Annotated in this window: 22 protein-coding genes; 12 read left to right on the top strand and 10 right to left on the bottom strand. The window is 70.6% G+C overall.

Annotated features, from left to right (window positions below):
- Window positions 1-313 precede the first annotated feature (313 nt).
- Complete coding sequence (locus tag VF632_RS12640) at window positions 314-2,461, bottom strand: cation:proton antiporter (protein ID WP_331023258.1); 2,148 nt, start codon at window positions 2,459-2,461, stop codon at window positions 314-316.
- A 341-nt stretch (window positions 2,462-2,802) separates the two neighbouring features.
- On the opposite strand from VF632_RS12640, the gene cspE reads away from it, so the two are divergent.
- Entirely contained in the window at window positions 2,803-3,012 is a 210-nt protein-coding gene (gene cspE, locus VF632_RS12635; RefSeq protein WP_331023257.1) for a transcription antiterminator/RNA stability regulator CspE, read from the top strand.
- Window positions 3,013-3,273: 261 nt separating this feature from the next.
- Here the strand turns inward: cspE and VF632_RS12630 are convergent, their stop codons facing one another.
- Window positions 3,274-3,534, bottom strand: coding sequence for a hypothetical protein (locus tag VF632_RS12630; protein ID WP_331023256.1), 261 nt, complete (start codon window positions 3,532-3,534; stop codon window positions 3,274-3,276).
- 49 nt (window positions 3,535-3,583) lie between these two features.
- Window positions 3,584-3,802 (bottom strand): translation initiation factor IF-1, encoded by a 219-nt coding sequence (infA, locus tag VF632_RS12625; protein ID WP_331023255.1) that lies wholly within the window; start codon window positions 3,800-3,802, stop codon window positions 3,584-3,586.
- Window positions 3,803-4,093: 291 nt separating this feature from the next.
- On the opposite strand from infA, the gene VF632_RS12620 reads away from it, so the two are divergent.
- The 3 genes from VF632_RS12620 to VF632_RS12610 all read left to right on the top strand — a co-directional run bounded on the left by VF632_RS12620 (window position 4,094) and on the right by VF632_RS12610 (window position 5,489).
- Window positions 4,094-4,423, top strand: a complete 330-nt coding sequence (locus VF632_RS12620) for a hypothetical protein (protein ID WP_331023254.1) — start codon at window positions 4,094-4,096, stop codon at window positions 4,421-4,423.
- Window positions 4,424-4,587: 164 nt separating this feature from the next.
- Window positions 4,588-4,857: a hypothetical protein gene (locus VF632_RS12615; RefSeq protein ID WP_331023253.1), complete on the top strand. Its 270-nt coding sequence runs from the start codon at window positions 4,588-4,590 to the stop codon at window positions 4,855-4,857.
- Between the two features lie 176 nt (window positions 4,858-5,033).
- A complete protein-coding gene (locus tag VF632_RS12610) occupies window positions 5,034-5,489 on the top strand; it encodes a hypothetical protein (RefSeq protein WP_331023252.1) in 456 nt (151 codons plus the stop codon).
- Between the two features lie 484 nt (window positions 5,490-5,973).
- On the opposite strand, the gene VF632_RS12605 is transcribed toward VF632_RS12610, so the two are convergent.
- The 6 genes from VF632_RS12605 to VF632_RS12580 form a co-directional block, all read right to left on the bottom strand.
- A complete protein-coding gene (locus VF632_RS12605) occupies window positions 5,974-8,541 on the bottom strand; it encodes a carboxypeptidase regulatory-like domain-containing protein (protein ID WP_331023251.1) in 2,568 nt (855 codons plus the stop codon).
- Between the two features lies 1 nt (window position 8,542).
- Window positions 8,543-9,322 carry a hypothetical protein gene (locus tag VF632_RS12600; protein WP_331023250.1) on the bottom strand — a complete coding sequence of 260 codons (780 nt, stop codon included), beginning with the start codon at window positions 9,320-9,322 and terminating at the stop codon, window positions 8,543-8,545.
- Between the two features lie 71 nt (window positions 9,323-9,393).
- A complete protein-coding gene (locus VF632_RS12595; RefSeq protein WP_331023249.1) occupies window positions 9,394-9,879 on the bottom strand; it encodes a hypothetical protein in 486 nt (161 codons plus the stop codon).
- Between the two features lie 873 nt (window positions 9,880-10,752).
- Entirely contained in the window at window positions 10,753-11,817 is a 1,065-nt protein-coding gene (gene corA, locus VF632_RS12590) for a magnesium/cobalt transporter CorA (RefSeq protein WP_331023248.1), read from the bottom strand.
- On the bottom strand, window positions 11,792-12,160 hold the full coding sequence (locus tag VF632_RS12585) for an SPW repeat domain-containing protein (RefSeq protein ID WP_331023247.1): 369 nt from the start codon (window positions 12,158-12,160) through the stop codon (window positions 11,792-11,794). The genes corA and VF632_RS12585 overlap by 26 nt, the downstream gene beginning before the upstream one ends.
- Before the next feature lie 93 nt (window positions 12,161-12,253).
- The gene (locus VF632_RS12580) at window positions 12,254-13,162 is read right to left on the bottom strand and encodes an ABC transporter substrate-binding protein (protein WP_331023246.1); all 909 of its coding nucleotides are present in this window, start codon (window positions 13,160-13,162) and stop codon (window positions 12,254-12,256) included.
- Between the two features lie 128 nt (window positions 13,163-13,290).
- On the opposite strand from VF632_RS12580, the gene thyX reads away from it, so the two are divergent.
- The 8 genes from thyX to VF632_RS12540 all read left to right on the top strand — a co-directional run bounded on the left by thyX (window position 13,291) and on the right by VF632_RS12540 (window position 22,626).
- Window positions 13,291-14,073, top strand: a complete 783-nt coding sequence (gene thyX, locus VF632_RS12575) for an FAD-dependent thymidylate synthase (RefSeq protein ID WP_331023245.1) — start codon at window positions 13,291-13,293, stop codon at window positions 14,071-14,073.
- Window positions 14,074-14,091: 18 nt separating this feature from the next.
- Window positions 14,092-14,295, top strand: coding sequence for a type II toxin-antitoxin system HicB family antitoxin (locus tag VF632_RS12570; protein WP_331023244.1), 204 nt, complete (start codon window positions 14,092-14,094; stop codon window positions 14,293-14,295).
- 121 nt (window positions 14,296-14,416) lie between these two features.
- Window positions 14,417-15,703, top strand: coding sequence for a hydroxymethylglutaryl-CoA reductase (locus VF632_RS12565; RefSeq protein ID WP_331023243.1), 1,287 nt, complete (start codon window positions 14,417-14,419; stop codon window positions 15,701-15,703).
- The gene (locus VF632_RS12560; RefSeq protein WP_331023242.1) at window positions 15,700-16,635 is read left to right on the top strand and encodes a hypothetical protein; all 936 of its coding nucleotides are present in this window, start codon (window positions 15,700-15,702) and stop codon (window positions 16,633-16,635) included. The genes VF632_RS12565 and VF632_RS12560 overlap by 4 nt, the downstream gene beginning before the upstream one ends.
- Complete coding sequence (locus VF632_RS12555) at window positions 16,632-19,331, top strand: PEP/pyruvate-binding domain-containing protein (protein ID WP_331023241.1); 2,700 nt, start codon at window positions 16,632-16,634, stop codon at window positions 19,329-19,331. The genes VF632_RS12560 and VF632_RS12555 overlap by 4 nt, the downstream gene beginning before the upstream one ends.
- On the top strand, window positions 19,332-20,423 hold the full coding sequence (locus VF632_RS12550; RefSeq protein ID WP_331023240.1) for a DUF3419 family protein: 1,092 nt from the start codon (window positions 19,332-19,334) through the stop codon (window positions 20,421-20,423).
- Window positions 20,420-21,832 (top strand): hypothetical protein, encoded by a 1,413-nt coding sequence (locus VF632_RS12545; RefSeq protein WP_331023239.1) that lies wholly within the window; start codon window positions 20,420-20,422, stop codon window positions 21,830-21,832. Before VF632_RS12550 ends, VF632_RS12545 begins: the two co-directional genes overlap by 4 nt.
- Window positions 21,829-22,626 (top strand): hypothetical protein, encoded by a 798-nt coding sequence (locus VF632_RS12540; RefSeq protein WP_331023238.1) that lies wholly within the window; start codon window positions 21,829-21,831, stop codon window positions 22,624-22,626. Before VF632_RS12545 ends, VF632_RS12540 begins: the two co-directional genes overlap by 4 nt.
- Before the next feature lie 82 nt (window positions 22,627-22,708).
- Here the strand turns inward: VF632_RS12540 and VF632_RS12535 are convergent, their stop codons facing one another.
- Window positions 22,709-23,110 (bottom strand): hypothetical protein, encoded by a 402-nt coding sequence (locus VF632_RS12535; protein WP_331023237.1) that lies wholly within the window; start codon window positions 23,108-23,110, stop codon window positions 22,709-22,711.
- Window positions 23,111-23,315 lie beyond the last annotated feature (205 nt).

The following is a 23,315-nucleotide window of genomic DNA, read 5'->3' as shown; positions in this document are numbered from 1 at the left end:
GGGCGGCGATCCACAGCCGCGGATGCAGTCCGCGAAGGCGGACTTCGGGCCGTGGTTGCCGCGAATTCATTCGCCCCAGCGGAGCCGAGGCCTCTGCGTTCGTGACCGCTGCCGCGCCCTGGCTCGTTCGTGCCCCAGGCTAGATCCTTCGGCCCGCGACGAATGTGCTGCGGGCCGGAAAGGCGCGCCTGGGCCTCAGGATGACAAATTGGCGGCGCGTGCTCATGGGTGAGCCGAGAGGACGCAGAGAGCCGAAACGTGGCTCCTCTGCGTCCTCTCTTTCATCTCTGCGACCTCTGCGTGAAACGCTCTTTTACTGGGGAGCGTTCACGATCGCCACGGGACAGTGCGCGTTCATCAGGATGCGCTCCACGCGCGGCCCAAGGAACAGGCGGTCGGAGCCGGGGCGCAGGTCCGTGCCCAAGACGATCAGGTCCACGCCCTCTTCCTCGGCGTAGCGAAGGATCGTCTGGTCCGACTCGCGCGAGCACAGCACCTCGCCCGTGGTGCGCACCTCCTGCACCTCGCCGCGCTTCACCAGCTCGTCGACGATGGCGCGCGCCGCCGGCATCTCCACCTCCAGCATCGTTTCGCGGTTGTGCGCCCGCGTGCCCTCGGGCTCGCGCACCACGTGGAGCACCACCGCCTCGGCCGAGGAATCCGACAGCGTAAAGCCCACGTCCGCGGCGTTCCGCGACGCGATGGAGCCGTTGGTGGGGATCAGCACGCGCTGCGGCGGCCAGTGGTAGTCGCTCAGCCGCCCCTTCACCACCAGCGTGGGGCAGGGCGACACGCGCATCACGTAGTCCACCAGCGGGTTGAACAGCTCGCGCGAGCTCGGGTCCACGTGCGAGGCGCCCAGCAGCAGCAGGTCGTAGTCCTTCTGCGCCTCGTCCAGGATTACGTCGCCCACGCGGCCCTCCACGATCTTGCGCGTGGTCTCGATCCCGGGAAACAGCTCCGCGATGCGGTCCAGGTACGCCGCCGCCTCGTCACGCGTGCACCCGTCGGGAACGGTGAGCAGCGTGAGCGCCAGCGGCTCGTGCGAGTGCATCTGCGTGACGAGCTGCGCCTCGAGCGTCATGATCGACCGGCGCTCGTTCACCACGCAGCGCACGGGAAGCAGCACCCGCCGCACCGCGCCCAGCAGGCTGGTTTCCGCCGCCTCCTCGCGTTTAAGGCGCCGCATCTCGTTTTCGCCGGGGGTGATGTGCGAAAGCGTCCATCGCAGCAGCGGAGGCGCCATGACCGAGGTGGTGATGGCCATCACCACGATGATGGAGAACATCTCCTGCGAAAGGATGCCCAGGCTCAGGCCGATGCTGGCGATGATGATCTCCATGGCGCCGCGGGCGTTCAGCCCCACGCCAAAGCTGAGCGCCGTCCAATGGTCGCACCGGGCAAAGAAGCGGGTGGCGAAGTAGCCGCCCACCACCTTGCCGAAGCTGGCCACCAGGATCACCAGCAGCGTGATGAGGATCAGCCGCGGCTCCAGCAGGCTGCGCGCGTTCACCTTGAGCCCCGCCACCGCGAAGAAGATGGGGGCGAAGATGCCGATGGCCATCTGCTCGATGTGCTCGCGGATGCGGTGCGGAAGGCGCGGCAGCTGCCCCAGCAGGATGCCCATCACGAAGGCGCCCAGCATGGCCTCGAGCCCCAGCGCCTGCGCCACCGAGCCCCACGCAAAGGTGAGCACCACCACGGCCGACAGCATGCGGAAGTGGCTGCCCATGCGGTCCTGCACCACCGCGATGGTACGCGCCACCAGCCACTTGGCCGCCGTGAAGCTGACGACCATGAACAGCACCACCTTGCCGACGGACCAGGCCACCGCCCCCGCCTCCAGCTCGCCGCTGCGCGCCAGCCCCACCACCACGGACAGCAGCATCCACCCCACCGCGTCGTCGGCCATGCCGGCGGCGATGATGGTCTGGCCGATGTCGCGGCGCATCAGGTTCAGGTCCAGCAGCACCTTGGCGATCACGGGAATGGCCGAGATGCTCATGGCGGTCGCCAGGAAGAGCGCGAACACCAGGCGCTCGCCGTTATCGGCCAGCAGCGCGCCGGGCAGGTACTGCCCCAGCATGAACCCGGTGGCGAACGGCACGATGATGCCCCCCGCCGACGCCGCCAGCGCCGTCCTGGAATGGCGCCGGATCAGCCGCAGGTCGGTTTCCAACCCGGTGAGCAGCAGCAGGAACATGGCGCCGAACAGGCTCACCACCTCCAGCAGGTGGCCGCTCTCCGGCGTCTGCGGCACGATCCAGTGCCCCACGGCGGGAAAGAAGCCGCTGAGCAGCGACGGGCCCAGGACGATGCCCGCCAGGATCTCGCCCACCACGGTGGGCTGCCCGAACCGCTGGGCCAGCTCGCCCAGCAGCCTGGCACACGCCAGGAGCAGGGCGATCTGGATGAGCAGAACGAGGACGTCGTGATGCGGAGCGGCCGTAAACGCCTGCATTGAAACCGTTTGCGAGCTGAGTGGCGTACGCCCGCGCCTCACGTGGCGAGCGGGAATTGCCGGGGCGCTGGTGCAAAGACCCGGCCCCGTGATGCGCATCCGCGTAACAGCGATGCAGGGCTGTTGACAGGCGGGGCTGCACGTGCTACATTTGGTCCTGCGACAGAGAGGCCAGAGGACTGAGAAGACCTGGGGCGCGCTCGCTTCCCGGGTCTATTTCGTTTCCTGGAGCTCTCTATCGCGGGTCGGCGCGGCGGCCATGACACCCGCGCGCAGCACAGGCGATCAGGTTCGGAAGTCCCGCAACCTCGAGAGTCGGTCAACAAACACGGAGTTACGGGATGCGTACGACTGGGACCGTCAAGTGGTTCAACGACAGCAAGGGCTTCGGCTTCATCACCCCCGAAGATGGCGCGAAGGATTGCTTCGTCCACCACTCGGCCATTCAGGGCCAGGGGTTCCGCACGCTCGCCGAGGGTGAGCGCGTGGAGTTCGACGTGGTGCAGGGCCAGAAGGGCCCCGCTGCCGAGAACGTCACCCGCGTGGGCTAAGGCTCAGCGGTACTGACAGAAAGGGCCGCCCCGGCAACGGGGCGGCCCTTTTTTCGTTCACGGCAGAACGGGAAGGCCTCACGCAGAGGCGCAGAGCCGCAGAGAGAGGAAGAAAGAGAGGGACGGGAAGCTCCATCTCGTCCCGGCGTCTCCCGCGGCTCTGCGTGATCCTCTGTCGGCGGAACCGGGGGAATGCACGAAGCCCGGAGGACTCGTGGAGTCGTCCGGGCTTCCGCGTGGGCCCTGAAAGTGGAGCGGCGCTTACCGCGGCGCTACCAGCACGTTCGAGGCGGCCGCGAAGAACGGCTTGGTGGTGGGGTCGTCGAGCTGAATCTGCAGCAGGCGGCTGCCGTCACCCGTCTTGCCCAGCAGCGCGGTGACCACGCCCTGGCCCGCCGTGCAGAATACGTGTTCGCCCACCGCGGGCGTACGGTCCGTCGCCGAAATCCAATCCGGCCGCGCTTCATGGTTCACGAAGAGATCCTCTTCGCGAATGCGCCGAATGCTGTTGCCGATCGCCATTCCACTTCCTCCGTGTTCGTGCGATGGTGCGGGCGTGTGGCCCGCGGGCTCACTTGTGGCGGTACGTGATCCGGCCCCGGGTCAGGTCGTACGGGGACAGCGAAACCGTGACGCGGTCCCCCACCATCACGCGGATCTTGAACTTGGTCATCTTCCCCGCCCCGTAGGCCAGAACGATGTGCCCGTTCTCCAGCACGACCCGGTACTTGCGGTCCGGAAGCACTTCGGTCACCTGCCCCTCAACGACGATTCCCTCTTCCTTGGCCAAGCGCGCTCTCTTCGTACACTGATGAAACGGCAACGCCCGCGGCGGACGTCAGCGGCGCATTGAACCGCGGGCGTAACCCCAGGCGGGAGCCACCCAGCTCCCGGTCAGACTCCCTTGTACCATCGGACGCACGTTCGGTTCCCACGCGCGCGAACACACCGGCGGCATCCGGACGGCATCTGCGACATTCCCGGTATCCGGGGTGCACCCTCCCAGGCGCCGCGTGCCGCGGGTGGCATGCGAGCGGCGCCTTTCGTGGCGCCGGGGACGATCCAGCAAGGGAGAGTACGGATGAAGAAGCTGCTCATCATGGTTCCGGCGATTGCGCTGATGGCTGCCTGCGGCGGCGGCGGTGAAGAAGGCGCGGCCGGCGGCGAGACGGGCACCACCGACGGCGCCGCGACCACCAGCACCGACATGGGCGCCGGCACGGGCACCACCGGCACCGGCACCATGGATCCGAACATGGGCACGGGCGCCACGACCGGCACCGGCACGGCCATGCCCGGCGACACCACCGGCCTGGGTGTGGGCGCCGCGCCCGCGGGCGGCACCACGGGTACAACCGGGGGCGCGACCGGCACCACCGGCGGGACGACCGGCGGCACCACCACGCCCTGATCCGGCGCGCGTGCGCTTACTCGACGGGCCGGCTGCCGGACGGGACACGCTCCCGCCGGCGGCCGGCCCCGCTTTTTGTGCCCGCACCCGCGCGTCCGGTTGTTGCAGGGCGGCGGCCCGGGATCCCCATGGACTGAACACAACCTGAGCCCGGAGAAACAGCGATGAAGCGCAGCACGATCATGGTACCCCTGGCCGCGCTGCTGCTGGCCGCGTGCGGCGGCGGTGGAGACGAGGGCAGCAAGACCGATGTGCAGGGCAGCCCCGACACGGCGGGCGCGGTGGGCACCACCACGGGAACGTCCACCGGGTTGAGCACGGGCCAGCCCGTCGATACCGCCGGCATGGGCACCAACCCGCCCGCGGCTGGCGGCCAGGGGGTGGACACGGCCGGCGCCGCCGACACCGCCCAGGGCACGCCCACCGCGCCGTAACCCGTTGGGAGAGAAGGCGGTAGCGGGATTTCGGCCGGAACGGCGCGCTCGCGATCCGCAACTGATTGGGGCGGAGATGCAACTTTTTCGAGGTTGCATACGTCTTATGGAGAGTGCCGGCGCGCAGGCCCCCGCCCCGCTCCGACCCCATCCACCCTTCTCTCCTGGTTGACACCATGTCTCATCTTAGCTTGCGCAGCGTGGCCCTGGCCGCCGTCCTTTCCCTCAGCACCGCCGGTGCCGTTTCGGCGCAGGAGGCGGCTCCCGCCACGGCGCCTGCCGCCACGGCGTCCGCCGGAAACGCGGCCGCGGCAGAGCGGGCGCCCCGCGCACCCCGTCGCGACCGGAACCGTGTGACGCTCGAAGAGCTTTCCGCGGGCACCCCCGTGGACCTGTACACGTTCCTCCAGCGCGGGCGCGGGGCGTGGCTGCGCACGCGCGGCGCTTCGTCGTTCAACAAGCCCGAGCTGGTGTGGGTGTATCGGGACGGGGCCAAGGTGGGCACTGTCGCTGCGCTGCGGCAGATCCAGACCAGCGAAATCCGCGAGATCCAGTACCTGGACGGGAGCGCGGCGACCCAGCAGTTCGGAGTGGACCACGGCTCCGGTGCCATCCTCCTGCGGTCGCGCTGAGCGACCTCGGGCCGGCAGGCCGCCCCCAGCTCCACCGAAAAGCCCCGGCGCGCATCGCACGCCGGGGCTGAGCATTTCACCGCACCGTCGTCAGGCAGCCTGAACCCCCCGGGGCTTCACCAGCATCGGCACCTCGCCCCCGCTGCTCGATCCGAAGCCGCGTCGGCACCTCTACGCGGTCGCGCGACACACTCCAACACACATCCGTGCCAGCCAGTCCGCGAAGGCGGACTTCGTGTGTTTGTTGCAGCGGTTTCAACCGCCCGTGTCGGGGCTCATCCCGAGCCATGGGTCCGCGTCCAATGTTGCGGTGCCCGCTGCCGCGCCCAAGCTGAAAGGCATCCGCGGTTAGATCCTTCGGCCCGCGCCCTCTGGGTTTCGCGCGTGACTCGGCCGAAGCGTGATCGAACTCTGCCTCTCCCCTGCGAAGCCGGGGAGAGGGGGTTGACCGGGGCCTGCGCGGCAGCCCTCGAGCGCGCCAAACCTACTGGAGCGTCAGTTCGGTAGACTGGATCATCTGCACCGGCCTCACTTTTTCCATCACCCGCAGGTAGACCCGCTCCGCCCCACCGGGTGCCAGAAAGATCATCTGGTGCTCGGGCGCCTCGTGATGCCGCGGCAGTGATGCCGCCACCACGGTCACCCGCCACCACCCCGGCCGCAGCCCCGTCGCCTCGAACCGCCCCTCGGCATCGGTGACGGCGCGGCGCACGCCGCCGGAGCCCGACAGCTCCACCTCCACGCCGGCCAGTGGCGCCGCCGCCGAATCCGCCCCGGCCGCCGCAGGCACGCGCTCCACCAGGCCCGTCATCCGTGCCGCCAGCTCCAGCCCGATCTCCACGCGTCCGCCACCGTCCTCATCCACCGTCACGGGCACCGGCAGGTCGCGGTTCGCCACGCGCTCCGGTCCGGCGCCCCCGTCCACCCGCACGGTGTACGATCCCACCGCCAGCCCCGCGAAGCCCGCGATCCCGCGGCGGTCGGTGATGGCGATGCGGTCCGCCAGGCGCACCAGCACGTCGGGGATGCCGCGCCCCGTCACGGGGTCGAACACGCGCACGGTCGCCTGCCCCTCTCCGCGCCCGGGAAGCGGAATCGCTACGGGAAGCGCGTATTCCATCGTCCCGCGCCGGTCCCATCCGCCGGCGATCCCCGCGTTCGCCAGCCCCCGCAGCGTCACCCGGTGCCCGGCGCCCAGGGTGCGCTCCAGCGAAAGGTCCACCCGCGCGTCCATCGGCGCTCCGCCCGGCCGCCGCGCGTGGGCGGCCACCCGCACCCACGTTCCGGCGAGCACCGGCACCTGCACCGACGCCGCGCCCGACCACTCCCGCGCCGCGAGCGACGACGCCGACGCGCCCTCCCGCCGCTGCACCACCATCCACGCCGAAGCGCCGCCGCGCGTGGATACGGTGGATTGCAGCGACGCGACGCGAAAGGCCGCGGGGGCGGCGCCCGGAAGCGGAACGACGGTGCCGGCCTCGTACGCGGGATGCAGCCACGCGCGCCGGAACACCGGGATGCCGAGCCGCCCGCGGACGGACCGCAGATCGCCGCGCGACGCCGTGTCGCCGCCGGTCTCGCGGTACTCCACGTTCAAGCAGCTTCCCCACCCGATGGAGGCCGAGCGTGAATTCGAGAACGTCTGAATCGTGTCGCCCGGCCGGCGCAGGTCGCCGCCGCGCCGCGCCGAAGCGGAAAGCGTAAGTTGACCCGCCGGGCGCAGCACCACCGTTGCGAAGTCCTGGTCCGCCGAGCCGATGTAGCCGCCCGCATCCGCGCCGCGAAGGTGCTGCACGTCGTACGTCAGGACGCGGGTGTGGCCGGATGCACGGAGGGCGCGCGGCAGGTTGGGCTCACCCGGTGCCGCCTCCACCTCGATGGACAGAAGGGGCGACAGCGTGGAGGCGCCTTCCACCGTCCACCGGCCGGGCGCGGAGTCCGGGGCGAGCATCGTAAGCCCCACGCGCGCGCGCCTGCCGCCCACGCGCACGAAGCCGCCGGTCATCCCACCGATCCCGTCCCCGCGGCGGTCGCGGGAAACGATGCCTCCCGCGCTCAGCACCCCCCGCCGTGCCGTCGCGCCCACGCCAAAGCCGTAGCGTCCGGGCCCGGTGAGTCGCGAAAGCCAGTAGACGTCATCCCCCGCACGGAGCGAAAGGCCGGGCGCGTCCAGGCGCACCCGATACTCGTCCTGGCGCGCGAAGGGCGTCCCCGCGGGATCGGCCGTGCGCGCGAGGACGTCCAGCCGCACCCGTTGCGCGCGGTCCAGCGCACCACGCGCGGAAAATGAGAAGCCGGCGGCCGACAGCGAATCCGCCGCGCGCACCGCCAGCTCCGCGGGAAGGCGCCGGCGCCGGGTGCCGCCCCCGCCCCGCGCCACGACGGTCAGCAGCACCCGTCCCGACGCGGAATCGCTGAGGGACGAGGCGTGGAGCGTCACCTGGTGCCGCACCGTGGCGGGCGCCCCGCGCTCCGTCGTCCCGCGCACGGCGATCACCCGTTCCGACGCGGGCGGCAGCAGAATGGAGGACGAGTCCGCGCGCAGCCGGGCGCCCTGGTCGTCCGCCGCGCGAAGGACCAGCCGCTCCGCCACGTTGCCGCGGTTGGACAGGCGAAAGCGGATGGCGTACTCGTCGCCGGCGATGGACATGGCCGAGGTTTCCACCGGCTCTACGGCGATCCCCCGCCGTTCGGGGACCACGAGCACGGCGGAATCCGCCGACGACGACGCCGAGTAGCGCACCACGTGGCGCCCCGCCGCCGCGCCGGAGGGCACGCGGACCGCCACCAGCCGCAGCTCGGCTTCCCCGGGAGCCAGCTCGCGCGCGGTGCCACCCGTCGCGCGCCACCCGGCAGGAAGCGCAAGGGAAGGCTCGATGGTCGCCGGGGCGCCGGAGGTGTTGGTGACGCGGAAGGGCACAGTGACCGCCTCGCCCGCCCGCGCCGGCAGCTCCAGCGGCCCGCGGCGGTCCACGCGCGCAGACTGGGCCTCCGCGCGTTCCGCGAACGCGCAAAGGCCCAGCCCGGCGATCACCCAGCCGCGAACCCGCACGTCAGATGCGGATGGTGTATTCCGCGCCGAACACGTCATCCGAGCCCGTGTCCACCACCAGCAGCGCGCGATAGGTGCCGGGTGCCAGCTGGCCCAGGTCGAAGCGCTGGTGGATGGAGCTGCCGGGGTAGACCAGGCCGCGCGTGCTCGTCAGGCGGCCCGCGGGGGCGCCCTCGGCGTCGAACAATTCCACGCGCAGCTCCAGCCGATCGGCCTGCTCGCCCGTGTTGACGACGTTCACCGCCAGCGCGGGCGCGCCCTGCTCGCGCGACACCCGGGCGCCTTCCAGCGCGATCCGCCGCTGGGCCTGCCCCACGTGCGTCGCCAGCTGCACGGCGTAGCGGATGGTGGGCTCGATGCCCACGCGCCCGGCCCGTACCGCCGCCGCGCGCCCCTCGTCCACCGTCTCCACCATCATCACGCTCCAGTACGAGCCGCGCGGATCTGCCTGGGGCACCTTCACCGTGTAGCTGACGGTGGCCTCTTCGCCCGGGGCCAGCGTAAGCCGCGACGGGCTGAACGTCACCCATCCCGCGTTGCTGCGGGCAGAGGAGCCGGCCTGGTCGTAGAACGTCTGGCCGTCCGCCAGGAAGCGGTAGTCCGTCTGGTACACCCGCGCCAGCTGCGGCGCGCTGCTGGTGTTGCGGACGCGGATGGTGCCCGTGTACTGCTCGCCGGGCGTGGCGGCGCGCTCCTCGAGCGTGCTGCTGACGACGCTGACCTGGGCGGTGGCGGCCGCGGGAAGCAGCAGCGCGGCGGCGATGGCGGAGATGAGCTTCATGATCCTGCGGAGGAGGAGAACCGAGGAAGGACGGCGGGCGCCGGGCGGCGCCCGCCGTGTCGCGAAAAGGCTCAGGCGCCTGCGGTGATGGTGTACGTCACCGTCTTGTTGCCCGCCGCCACCACGCCCGCCGCGACCGTCGCGCTCAGGCCGTACGAGATGGACAGCCCCGACTGGTCGACGTTGCTGATGCCGGTCACCACGTCCTGGTCCACGCTGGTCAGGTTCACCGACCCCGAGCTCGACGCACCGCTGGGGGCGGCGAGCTGCACCGAGAGGGTGACGTTGGCGGGCATGTTGGTGTCGATCCGTGCGGTGATCTTGCGGTTGGTCTGGTTGCTGGTGATGGCGTACGTGCCGGCGGCCGAGGCGGAGGTCAGCCCGCTGCCGGGGGTGGCGTCGTTGATCACCAGCGACGGCGAGCCCGAGACGCTGATCTCGTTGATGGCCGACACTTCGTAGCTGACGGACTGCGTGGCGGTCTGGGCCTGGGCGTCGGTGGCCGACAGGGCGGCGGCGGCGACGGCGAACAGGGAGGCGAAGCGGATGGTGGTCATTGTGGTGTTTCCTGATGGGGGATGAGTACTGCTCGGGGAGGGAAAGTGCCCCGGCGGATCGCCACCCAGTCGGGCGGCGGACGGCATCCCTTTAGTCCAGACTCGTGCCGCATCGCGCCAGACGCCGCAAGTCGCTGTTTTCCAACCGCTTGCGCCGCACTCTCCAATCGTGCGGCGTCGAGCATAAACGTACGATAATCGGCCACTCGGGATCGCACGCGTCGCTGAGAACGGCGTCACATGGGCGCAGCAGGCATGCATGCCCGAAATTCGGACACATCTCCGTCGGTCCGAGACGGGAACACGGGTCGCGCGGAGCGAGTCCGACTGATGGATTGCGGAAACACAGCTCACCTGGACCGGGTGAACCTGCCGCTGGGAAGCGAAAAGCCCCAGCTCGGGCCGCTGTCGCGTCCCGTCCGGGGCTTCACCTGCACCCGCACCGCACCTGCCGAAGTCACCCGATGTCATCCCGATGGAGCGGCCACGACCGGCCCGCCCGCGCACCATCGATGGCAGCGACTGAGGGATCCGCCACACACTCCGGGGTCGCTTCACCCTCGCGGAATTACAGATCCTATTGTCCGTTCCTCGACGCTGAACGCCGAAAAGCCTGAGGCCCGTCGTGAGCAGTCGTGGAAGCGGTCAGAGCACTGTGTGGTGGATCCCTCAGTCGCTGCGGTCGGCGGTGTGGATGCAGGCTCGCCGGGGCCGCTCCATCGGGATGACAATCCCGCGGTTCTCCCGTCGCAGCGCTCCTCGGTGGACGATGGGCGCCAAAAACCCCGGCGCGCATCGCACGCCGGGGCTGAATCATCTCACCGAATCGCCGTTACTTTCGCACTCACGCACTTCCGCACTCACGCCCTTCCCTTACACCCACTGCTTCCTCCGGAAATACCCGAACAGCAGCGCTCCCACGGCGAACATCAGCCCCAACGCCCAGGCGTAGCCCCACGGCCAGTGAAGCTCCGGCATCCGCTCGAAGTTCATGCCGTAGATGCCGGCGATCCACGCCATCGCCATCAGGATGATGGACCAGGCCGCCATCACCCGCATCGTCTCGTTCAGCTGGTTGGAGGCGAGCGAAAGCTGTCCCTCCATGGCCCCCGTCAACAGGTCGCGCAGGGTGTCGATCTCCTCGGCCACGCGGATGGCGTGGTCGTGCACGTCCTGGAAGTACGGCAGCATCTCCGGCTCCAGGAACGGGATGTCGCGCTTCAGGAGCGACCCGATCAGCTCGCGCTCCGGTCCCACCATCCGACGGAACAGCACCAGTTCGCGCCGCATGGAGAGCATCTCCTGCAGCGCCTCGTGCCTGGTCTTGCCGTCCGTTCCTTCCTCCAGCCGCCCCACACGTTCCGAAAAGTGGTCCAGCACGGGAAAGTAGCCATCCACCACCATGTCCAGAACGGCGTGCGCCAGCGTTCCCGCGCTGCGATAGCGGGCCGGCACCGCGCGCCAGCGGGCCAGCACCTCCTTCAATTCCTCGATCTTGTGGTCGTGTACCGTGATGACGTAGTTGTCGCCGATGAAGGCGTGCAGCTCGTTGAGCGCCATCCGGTCGCGCTTGCGGTTGATGCGCGCCGAATACACCACCAGGAAGTAGTACCCGGGATAGCGGTCGATCTTGGGGCGCTGGCGGCCGCGGACGGTGTCTTCGACGGCCAGCGGGTGGAAGCCCAGCTGGTGCCGCAGGAACTCGCCCTCCGTGCCCCCGGGGGCCGCAATGTCGATCCACAGCAGCGGCGGGTCTTCTGGCTGCTTGCCCTGCCGGCCGCGCTTGATGGCCGCCACGGCGTCGGTCAGGGCGATGGCGTGCACGCCGGTGACCGTTTCGGCGTACGCGCTGATGCGCGCCCGCGGCTCGACGGCCGAGGGGTCCTCGTACTCCGGGCCGAGGACGCTCTCGCTATCGAGCTGCGCGCCTGCGGTCATATCCGGGAACGGTGTCGGTGAGGGCGGCCGTCAGCAGCTCGAAGGCGCCGACCGCCACGTGCGGCATCCACACCCTCTCGTCGAACCCCAGCACCCAGGGCGACACCATCAGCAGAACGGCGCCCAGCGCGTCCATCCACAGGTGGGCGGGCATCGGCAGCTTGCGGACGACGCCCAGCTCGTAGTCGGTGAGCAGGCTGTACAGGATGACGCCCGCGCCCAGGGCCACGGGCGCCCAGGTTTCGGGGCCGCCGTCCGCAAAGCCCAGCAGCCAGGGCAGGCCCATCAGCAGCGCGCCGAGGGCGTAGTCGAGCATGCCGTGAACACGGGTGGGAATTCGCATGGCCTCGCCGGTGTGTGGTGCGTCGCTCCGTTGAACTGCGCGCGGGGCGTGCAAGCCGCGCGCCCTGCTCCGCGGATCAAGCTGTGTACAACCTTACGGCCAGGGGTCCACGACGGGCTCGGCGGGTGCGGCGAGGCCCGCGTCCGGGTGCAGCCAGGCGGCCAGCGCCTCCGTGCCGTCCACCACCCGCGGGCCCGAGCGGCTGAAGTACGCGCTGTGGCCGATGGCGGCCCGTCCCGCCGCGATGGCCTCCGGCGCGATGCGCGCCAGCGAGTCGCGGGCACGGTCGGCGTCGATGCGCGAGGCCTGCAGGTCGTAGCCGCAGGGGAGCAGGAGGAGGCGATCTGGATCGAGCCCGTCCGCCTGCTCCCACGGGATCTGCACCGAGCGCGAGCCGGCATCGCCGAGCAGGTTGTCGCCGCCCGCCAGCGTCACCATCTCGGGGATCCAGTGCCCGGGGGCGAAGGGCGGGTCCAGCCACTCCAGCGCCAGCACGCGGGGACGCGGCCGGCTGGCGATGGCCTCCTCCACGCGCCGCAGGCGTCCGCGCAGGCGCGCCACCGCCTCGTCCCCACGTTCAGGCTGGCCCACGGCATCCGCCACCTGCTGCATGGTTTGGAAGATCCCCTCCATCGTGTGCGCGTCCAGCGACACCACGCGGGGCGCGAACGGAAGCGCGGCGACGGCGTCGTTCACCGAGCCGGTGGGGACGGCGCACACCTCGCACACGGCCTGGGTGAGGATCACGTCGGGGCGGGCGTCGCGCAGGGCGGCGACGTCGATCTCGTAGACGCTGCCGTATTCCAGCATGCAGCGGCGCACCTCGGCGTCGATCTGGCCGCTGGTGAGCCCCGCGGGGTCGAAGCGCGAGCGGCTGAGCCGTGGCAGGTGCAGCGCCTGGGGCGGCCAGTCGCACTCGTGCGAGATGGCGACGAGGTGCTCCTGCAGGCCCAGGGCGTAGACGATTTCGGTGGCGCTGGAAAGCAGCGAGGCGATGCGCATGCCCGCAAACCTAAGCCGTCCCCCGCCGCTGGCAACCGTGGCGCCCGGCTGACTTGCCCGCGCGCGTGCGGAGAGCCTAGCTTACGCCGCTGACCCGTCCACCCGCCCGACCATCCCGAAGGCCCCCGATGCAGATCATCCGCGAGCCGCGCGTTACCGTGATTGCCCGGCAGGAGTTCGTGTATCCCGAGCACATCAACTGGGAAAGCGACAGCGACGTGCCGGGGGAGGTGGTGGCCGAGTTCGCCGGACGGCTCTGCTACCTGAGCTTCGGGGAGAACGCCGGGCTGGAGGGTGGGCACAAGAGCATTCCTGGACGAACGAGCAACGAGGCGTACCTGGCCAACATCCTCCAGGTGAAGCACGGCAGCGTGCTGGAGCATGCCGTCTGGACCCTGCTGATTGAGGGGGTCAGCCGCTCGTTGACTCACGAGTTGATCCGGCACAGAGCCGGATTCGGATTCAGCCAGGTCAGCCAACGGTATGTTGACGAATCCGATATCGCGTTCGTCTTGCCCCCAGAGATCCGCGAGGAATCCCGCGCATTCGGAATCTGGTCGGCAGCATGCGAGCAGACGCTCGAAGGCTACCGCGAACTGCTTGAGGAGCTTGCGGAGCAGGTCGGCGACTCCGGACCCGCCACCATGCGGAAGAAGCGCGCACGGCAGGCGGCGCGCTCAGTCCTCCCCAACGCGGCCGAGACCAAGATCGTGGTCACCGGCAACGCTCGCGCGTGGCGGCACTTCATGGAGATGCGCGGCAGCGGCTCGGCAGACATGGAGATCCGCCGCCTTTCCGGGCACGTGCTGAGGGCCATGCACCAGGAGGCGCGCCACATCTTCGGGGACATGCATCTGGTGCCGAGCCCGGATGGTGTGGACATGGTCGAGAGCCTTCACGCCAAAGTGTGACGTTCCAAGGAGATTGAGATGAGGTCGAGTCGGCTGACCTGCTTGATCGAGCGCGAAGGTGATGGGTTCGTCAGCCTGTGCCCCGAGCTGGACATCGCGAGCCAGGGAGACACGGTCGAGGAGGCGCACAGCAACCTTATCGAGGCCGTGGAGTTGTTCCTGGAAACCGCGCACTCGACGGAGATTGCCCGACGGCTGTCCACGCCACGCGCAGCACCGTAGCCACTTTCCACGCGCCCGTCGAGCAGGTTCACCCGCTACACTCTTCCCCCTCCCCGCCGGTCCGATGTAACTTGCAGCGTATTCCGGCCTTACACGCTGCATCGCAAGGTTGTCGCAAAGCATGCCCATTTCCCAGCACCACGCTCGCAACGTCACCGACCGGCTCGTACGCGGGCGCCCCGTGGACGAGGTCGTCGGCCTGCTGACGGATACGTCCGAGGAAGAGCGCCCCGTTCCGCCCCGCGTGCCCGGCCTGCGCGAGTGGAGCGCCGACGCGCACGTGCGGCGCGTGGAGTTCGTCGAGGGGCTGGGCGTGGAGATCCCGCACCTGACGGGAACTGCGCCGCGCGAGGACGCATCGGCCATGCGCGGGAGCATCGAGAACTACATCGGCATGGCGCAGGTGCCGGTGGGGCTGGTGGGGCCGCTGCGGGTGAACGGCATGCACGCGCGCGGCGACTTCTACGTTCCCCTCGCGACGTCCGAGGGCGCGCTGGTGGCCAGCCACGACCGCGGGGCGCACCTGCTGACCGCCGCGGGCGGCGCCGTGTGCCTGACGACGACAGAGCAGGTGCAGCGCGCGCCGGCCTTCGTCTTCGAGCGCATGGGCCAGGCGGCGCACTTCGCGGCGTGGGTCGTAGGCGAGTACGAGGCGCTGAAGGCGGCCGTGTCGCGCACCACGCGCCACGGACGGCTCACGGACGTGGGCACCCACATCGAGGGAAATCACGTCTACCTGGTGTTCGCGTTCCACACGGGCGACGCCGCGGGGCAGAACATGGTGACGTTCTGCACCGCCGCGCTGTGCGAGGAAATCCTGGCGCGCACGCCCGTGCAGCCGCGCTACTGGTTCCTGGAAAGCAACATGTCGGGCGACAAGAAGGCCACGGCGCTTTCCTTCATCCAGGGGCGGGGCCGCAGCGTGACGGCCGAGGCGTCCATCCCGCGCGCGCTGGTGGAGGAGGTGCTCCACACCACGCCCGAGCGGATGTCCGACTACTGGCGGGTGAGCTTCGTCGCGGGGGTGCGCACGGGGTCCATCGGCGTGAACGGGCACGTGGCCAACGGCATCGCGGCGCTGTTCCTGGCGTGCGGACAGGACGTGGCGTGCGTAAGCGAGGCGAGCGTGGGCGTCACCCGGCTGGAGGTGACGGACCAGGGGGATCTGTACGCGGCGCTCAGCCTGCCCAACCTGATCGTCGGTTCAGTCGGTGGCGGCACGCGGCTGCCCACGGCGCAGGAGTGCCTGCGCATCATGGACTGCCTGGGCGACGACCGAGCGTCGAAGCTGGCGGAGATCTGCGCGGCGCTCACGCTGGCGGGCGAGCTTTCCATCGTGGGCGCGCTCTGCTCGGGAGACTTCGCGCGGGCCCACGCCGCGCTAGGCCGCGGCTCCCCAGCCCGATGAACGTCGCGGCGGCTGCGGTGCCCGCGGGGCTCGCCGCGCGGATGTGGGCCTACCAGCGCGAGCGCTTTCCCATCGCCGCATACGTTCCGCTGATCGGCATCTCCGCGGTTTCCGCCGCCGGATTCTCGCGGGCGGCGCGGGGCCGTCCGGGGCTGCCCGACGCCGGCGTTCTCCTCGTAGGCTGCGCGACCGCGCTCGCCTTCTTCTTCCTTCTCCGCGTGGCCGACGAGCACAAGGACGCCGACGCCGACCGCCGGTTTCGCCCCGAGCTTCCCGTCCCGCGCGGCCTCGTCTCCCTCGCCGAGTTGCGGAAGGTCGGCGCGTTCGTCGCGCTCACCGTCCTCGCGGCCAACGCGCTGGTCGCCCCCGCCCTGCTGTGGGCGCTGGTTCCCGCCATCGCTTGGGCGGCGCTGATGGCTCGCGAGTTCTTTGCGCCCGACTGGCTGCGCGCGCGCCCCGCGGCCTACCTGCTCAGCCACATGGTGGTGATGCCGCTGCTGTTCGCCTACCTCACCGGGCTGGACTGGCTGGCCTCGGGCAGTGCGCCGCCGCGCGAGCTTCCGCTCTTTCTGGCCCTGGCGTTCGCGAACGGCATCCTTGTGGAAGTTGGCCGGAAGATCCGCGCGCCCGCGGACGAGCGTGAAGGCGTGGACACGTACACCTCCGCGTGGGGCGTGCGCGCGGCGCCGGCGGTGTGGCTCATTTGGCTGGTGACGGCTGGCGTACTCGTCTGGTTCGCGTCGTATCCCGTGAGCACGGCGCTTCTCACGGGGATCGCGCTGTCGATTTTCCTCGCCGCGTTCGCTGCGCCCGCGCTGCGCTTCCTCCGCACGCCGACCAGTGCCGGCGGAAAGCAGGTAGAGGTAGCGAGCGGGCTTTGGACCCTGGCCTCGTACATCCTGCTGGGCATCGTGCCGCTGCTGGTGCCGTGACGGACGCGGCCGTGCTCCCCTCGTTCGTCCTCGTCCCCGGCAGCGAGCCGGCGCCCGCCACGGCAATCGGTGGCAAGGCTCGCAACCTGGCCCTGCTCGCAGATGCCGGGATCGGCGTACCGCCGTGGATCGTGATCACCGCGGCCGCGTTCGACCGTCTCGTCTCGGCCGCGTTGACGGAGACCGATCCCGACATCGTCCGCACGCGAATCCAGTCGATGGAGTTGCCCGCGGACTTCCGTGCGGAGGTGGCGGGCGCGCTGACGGCCGCGGGACTCAGTCAGTCGCTGCTGGCGGTGCGGTCGTCCGCGGTGGATGAGGACGGGGCGGAAGCGTCGTTCGCCGGGCAGTTCGACACCGTCCTGGGCGTCCGCGCGGATGGAGACGGCGCGCTGTGGGATGCGATCCGGCGCGTGTGGGCGTCCGCGTTCAGCGCGCATGCGGTGGCGTATCGAAACCGGCACGGGGGCGTGCCTCCGCGCATGGCCGTGCTGATCCAAGCGATGGTGGACGCGGAAGCCGCCGGCGTGGCGTTTTCGGCGGACCCGGTGCACGGCGACCCGGCCACGGCCGTCGTCAGCGCCGTCTACGGCCTGGGCGAGGGGCTGGTGAGCGGCGACCTGGATGCGGACACCTACCGCGTCCGCTTCACGGGCGACGAGCCGGGGCCGGTGCAGACGCAGGTGGCGGAAAAGGACCGCGCGGTACGCCTTGAGCCCGACGGCGGCAGCAGGATGGTGGAGGTCGCCTGGGATCTGCGTGCGCGCCCCGCGCTCACGGACGACGAGGCGCGGCGGATCGCCACGGCGGCGCGCCGCTTGGCGGACCACTTCGGCGCACCGCAGGACGTGGAGTGGGCGCTCCCCGCGAAGGGCGACGGCGGCGAGCGGCCACTCTGCATCCTGCAGACGCGCCCCATCACCACGCTGGGCGAGCCCGCGCCGGAGCCGCCGCGGACCGTTACACCCGTGGCGGATGGCGAGGTGCGGCTGTGGGACAACAGCAACATCGTCGAGAGCTACAGCGGCGTTACGACGCCGCTGACGTTCAGCTTTGCGCGCTCCGTCTACGAGCAGGTGTACCTGCAGTTCTGCCGCCTGCTGGGCGTGAGCGAGCACCTGCTCGACGAGCACCGGCACGTGTTCGCCAACATGCTGGGGCTGATCGGCGGGCGCGTGTACTACAACCTGCTCAACTGGTACCGCGTGCTGGCGCTGCTTCCGGGCTACACCGTCAACCGCGAGTTCATGGAGCGGATGATGGGCGTGCGCGAGAAGCTTTCCGATCCGCCCGCCGTTGCAACGGTGGCGGGAAAGTGGGAAGACACGGGGCGCACCGTGAAGATGGCGTGGCGCCTGATCGCGGCGCAGCGCTCGCTGAAGCGCGAGGTGCCAGCCTTTCACGCCAGGGTGGACGCCGCGCTGAAGCCGCTGGCGGGCGTGGACCTTTCCACCCGCCCGGCGGACGAGCTGGCCGTCATCTACCGCGACCTGGAAGGCAAGCTGCTGCGCCACTGGCGTGCGCCGCTGGTGAACGACTTCTTCGCGATGATCTTCTTCGGCGTGCTGGTGCGCCTGGTGGAGCAGTGGCTCCCCGGCTCGCCGCCCACGCTGGCGAACGACCTGCTCGTCGGCGAGGGCGGCATCATCAGCACCGAGCCGGCCAAGCGCGTGCTGGCGATGGCGGAACGTGTGGCGGCCGATCCCGCGCTCTCCGCTGTGTTCGCGTCCAACACGGATGACGGGCGGCTCTGGTCGCGGCTGGGAACGGAGCCGGCGTTCGCCCCCTTCCATGGTGAGGTGCGCGCGTACCTGGACCAGTTCGGCGACCGCTGCGCAAACGAGCTGAAGCTCGAAACGCTGACCCATGGCGACGACCCGTCGTTCATCGTCCGCCTGATCCGCACCTATGCCCAGGCTGGCACGCGACAGGACGGCGGCCACCATGAAGCAGAGGTGCGCGCCTCCGCGGAGGGCACGGTCCGCCAGCGGCTGGGCGGGGTCCGCCGGCGCGTGTTCTTCGCCGTCCTCAACCAGGCGCGGACGCGCATTCGCGACCGGGAGAACCTGCGGTTCGAGCGGACGCGCGTGTTCGGCGCGGTGCGGCGCATCTTCCTGGGCATCGGCGCGCGGCTAGCGGAAACGGGGCGGCTGGACGATGCGCGGGACGTCCTGTACCTGCGCGTGGACGAAATCTTCGCGCACCTGGACGGCACGGGCGTCACGGCGGACCTGCGCTCCCTGTCCAGGCTGCGCCGCGCGGAGTTTGCCGCCTACGAGCGCGCCCCCGCCCCGCCGGACCGCTTCGAGACCCGCGGCCCGGCGGCGGACTACGTCGCGGCGCTCGTCCCCGCGGTGGCGCCTTCGGGCGAGCTGCGCGGCACCGGGTGCTCGCCGGGCGTGGTGCGCGCGCCGGTGCGCATCGTCCGCGACCCGCACCACGCGGGCGAGCTGGCCGGCCACATCCTGGTCGCGGAGCGCACGGACCCGGGGTGGACGCTCATCTTTCCCGCCGTGGAAGGGGTGCTCGTGCAGCGCGGGTCGCTGCTCAGCCACTCGGCCATCGTGGCCCGGGAGCTGGCGCTGCCGTGCATCGTGGGCATCCCGGGGCTGATGGATACGCTGCGCGACGGCGAGATGGTGGAGATGGACGGCACCGCGGGTACGCTGCGGCGGCTGGACGGGGTGGAGGGGTAGATGGGCGGCATCGACAGCCACGCCTCGTTCTCGTTCATCCGCTACGCCAGCGTCTGGGAAGATGCGGACGTGCTGTGCGAGGCGCTGGCGCCCGTCGCGCACGGAGGCCGGCTGCTCTCGATCGCCTCCGCAGGCGACAACGCGCTGGCGTTGCTGACGCTGGACCCGGCGGAGGTCGTCGCCGCAGACCTGAGCCCGGTGCAGCTGGCGTGCGTGGAGTTGAGGATCGCCGCCTTCCGGCGGCTGGAGCACGTGCAGCTGCTGGCGTTCCTGGGCGTGACGCCCTCGGACGAGCGGCCGCGGACGTACGGGCGGCTGCGGACGGACCTCTCGTCCTCCAGCCGCCAGTTCTGGGACGCGCAGCCGGACGCGGTGGCGGGCGGGGTGATCCACGCGGGAAAGTTCGAGCGCTACCTGCGGACGTTTCGCGACCGCGTGCTGCCGCTGGTCCATTCCCGCCACCGCATCGACCGGCTGATGACGCCCCGCTCGCGGGTGGAGCGCGAGGAGTTCTACGACCGCGAGTGGAACACCTGGCGGTGGCGGCTGATGTTCCGCCTGTTCTTCAGCCGCGCGGTGATGGGGCGGATGGGGCGCGACCCCGCGTTCTTTTCGCACGTGGAAGGCTCCGTGGGCTCGCGGATCCTGGCGCGCACCCGCCATGCGCTGACCGCGCTCCCCGTGCACACCAATCCCTACGCCGCCCGCATCATGACGGGCCACTACCCGCCCGAGGCCCTGCCCCGCTACCTGCGGCCGCAGTGGTTCGACGCCATCCGCTCGCGGCTGGACCGCGTGCGCCTGGTTCGCGGGCCGATCGAATCCGCCACGGACGGCCCCGTCGACGGCTACAACCTTTCCGACATCTTCGAGTACATGAGCCCGGCGGAGCACGAGCGGTGCTACGCCGCCCTGGTGGACCGCGCCGCGCCCGGCGCCCGGCTGGTCTACTGGAACCTGCTGGCCCCGCGCGCCCGGCCCGATGCGCTCGCGGGCGAGGTGAAGCCGCTGCGCGAGATGGCGGACGCGCTCCACGCGCGCGACCTGGCCTGGTTCTACGGCGCCCTGCACGTGGACGAGGTGGCGGCGTGATGGACGCGCTGCTTCCGCCGTTCGGCACGGTGGCGGGAGAGGTGGCCCGCGCGGCAATCGTCTCGGCCGTGCTGCTGCTGCTGTTCGCCGGGGCGGAGGTGTGGAAGCGGCTCGGGAATCCCCCTCCGGAGTGGACGCGCAAGCTGGTGCACTTTGGCGGGGGCGTGGTGGCGGCGGGGTTTCCCTGGGTCTTCGCCTGGCACTGGACGGTGCTCGTCCTGGGCTTCGCCTTCGCGACGATCATCTTCGCCAGCCGGCGGATGGGGATGCTGGGCAGCATCCACGGCGTCGAGCGGCGTTCGCAGGGTGGCATCTACTATCCCATCGCCATCTACCTGGTCTTTCTCCTGGCCGCGGACGAGCCCGTCTTCTACCTGATCTCGCTGCTGGTGCTGATGGTGTCGGACACCCTCGCCGCGCTGTTGGGGACGGAGTACGGACGGCAGTTCTACGCGGTGGAGACGGACCGGCGCAGCCTGGAGGGATCGGCCGCGTTCTTTTTGACGACCTTTCTGGCCGTGCACCTGCCGCTGCTGCTGCTGACCGACATCGACCGCGGCGCAAGCGTGCTGATCGCGGCGCAGATCGCGCTGACCGTCACCATCTTCGAGGGGATCAGCGTACAGGGCAGCGACAACCTGGTGGTGCCGCTGACGACGTACTTCCTGCTCTCGATCATGACGCCGCAGACGGCGGGGTTCGTGGCCCGGCAGCTGGCGGCGCTGCTGGTGATCACCGTCCTGGTGGGACTCCTGGCGTGGCGCTATCGGTTCGTCGCCATGAGCAGCGCCATGGGGCTGGCGCTGGGCGTGTACGGCGCCTACGCCATGGGGGGCAGCGAGTGGACCATCGCGCCGGGGCTGGCGGTACTGTGGTTCGCCGGCTTCTTCGCCGCCTCGCGCCGCGTGGCGCCGGACGCGCCGCAGACGTACCACATCCGTGGCCTGTTCTACGTGGCGCTGGTGCCCGTCAGCCTCTTCTTTCTGAACAGCGGGCTGGAGAAGCTGGCCCCGGAACGGCTCCGTCCCGCGTCGCCAGACCCGCTGTACGTGCCCTTCGTGGGCGTGGTGGCGGCCCAGCTGATGATCGTGATCCTGGCCCACGTGATCGACGTGGGGATGCGGCGGCGACGCGCGGCCGTGAGCCTGGCCACCAGCGGCGCCATCCTGGGGTTCGTCGCCGTCGTTCCCGTGGGGCTGGCGGTCGGCGCGACGGGGTTGACGGTGGAGGGACTGCTCGCCGCTGGCGTGATCTGCACGGTCAGCCAGGCGCTGTACCTGTCCGTGCGCCGCCTTCCCGCGTGGCCCAAGGTGCAGCCGTGGGACGCGCGGCTGCAGACGCTGAGCGCCGCCGTGGCGATGGCGCTGGTGCTGCCCTTGCACCTGTGGCACATCCGCGCGTTCGGATGATGTCGTCTCGCGCGTGCCTCTCCCTTGCGCTGCTCGCGGCCGCGCTGTGCGTCCCCGCGCCCGGATGGACGCAGTCCGCGGATTCGTCGCGCGTCGGGCCGACGGATTCCGCCACCGCCGACACGCCGTCGTCCCGCTGCATGGAAATCCACCTGCGCGAGGCGGCGCACCTGAATCGCGAACGGATGCCGCGGTACTCCGGGCTCACCGGTGGACGGTCGCGCGGCATCTCGCGGCGGCTGATCTGGACGGAGCGCCTGGCCATTCCCGTCGCCTGGTACGTGGACTGGCGTGCGAGGAACTTCCTCCGCGCGGGCATCCGCGTTACCTGCGACGACTTCGTGCCGATGGCGCACACGCCGGCCTTCCGTGAACGCATCGCCGATCCGCCGCCGCTTTCGTCTTTCACGCCCAGCGACCCGCGGCGCATCCGACGGACGATCGGCGACGCGCACCGGTCGGGCGGCTTCCCGGCGGCGTCGACCGTGATCGAACGCGAGATCCGGCTGCTGCAGACCATGCCCGCGTTCCACTGCATGACGCGCCACCTGCTGGAATCGGCGCTGCGCATCAGCAACCAGGCGCCGATCTACGAGGCGCAGGCCCGGGAGCGCGGCCTCCGTTCGCCCGGCGGCGTGTCGCAGCTGATGCTGAACCTGCACCTGTCCACGCTCGGCGAAGCCGCCACGCTGGACCGCCGCGCCGCGCCGCTGCAGGCGGAGGGCATCCCCATCATCTGCCAGGACGTCCCGCCCATCCCGCCCACGGCCGATTCGCCGCACCCGCATCCCTGACCAGGGGCGCGCCGGATGACCGACCTGCAGGCATGCTCGGTGCCGCCCTCCCGAGCCAGGCCGAGCGCGCGTGGCCGCCCCGTCAGGGCACGACCTCCACCCGGTGCACCAGCATCACCGTGTCGCTCTCGGCGCATTCCGGGTCGCCCTGGCACGACATGGCGAGCACCGCCGCCGGGGCCCGGCCCAGGCGCACCGTTCGGCCCACGAGGTCGGCGCGCTCGCACAGCTCCATTGCCCCGATCTCCTCTCGGCGCACCCCGCCCGCCTCCACCTGCAGGTAGCACCCACGGTCGCCCAGCGTCAGCTCGCGGACGACGACAGCCGAGTCCGCTCCTGCGCCGGCCGAGTCCGCCCCTGCGCCGGCCGAGTCCACCCCTGCGCCGGCCGAGTCCGCGCGTGCGGCGCCGCCCCCGGCGTCGCGGGGGCCACATGCGGCGGCACAGAATGCCAGGGTGAGAACGCATGTCGCGGGAATGCGCATGATGTCGCTCCGGGGGGTGAGAGGGATCCTGCGTCTGCGGAAATCGGCCATGGTGCAGTAACGTGGTCGTATCCCTCGGCCCGCGCCATCCCGAAGTGTCATCCGTGCGATCGGCGGTGTTTCCGCGCGCCCGGCGTCGTGAAGCATAAGCCGAGGCGCGCCATCGACTTTCGTGGGAAGCAGGCCATCCTTGCCATGAGCTACC

This window comes from Longimicrobium sp., from assembly GCF_036388275.1.
In the GTDB taxonomy this organism is placed as follows: Bacteria; Gemmatimonadota; Gemmatimonadetes; order Longimicrobiales; family Longimicrobiaceae; genus Longimicrobium.
This window is presented reverse-complemented; position numbering and strand designations above follow the sequence as displayed.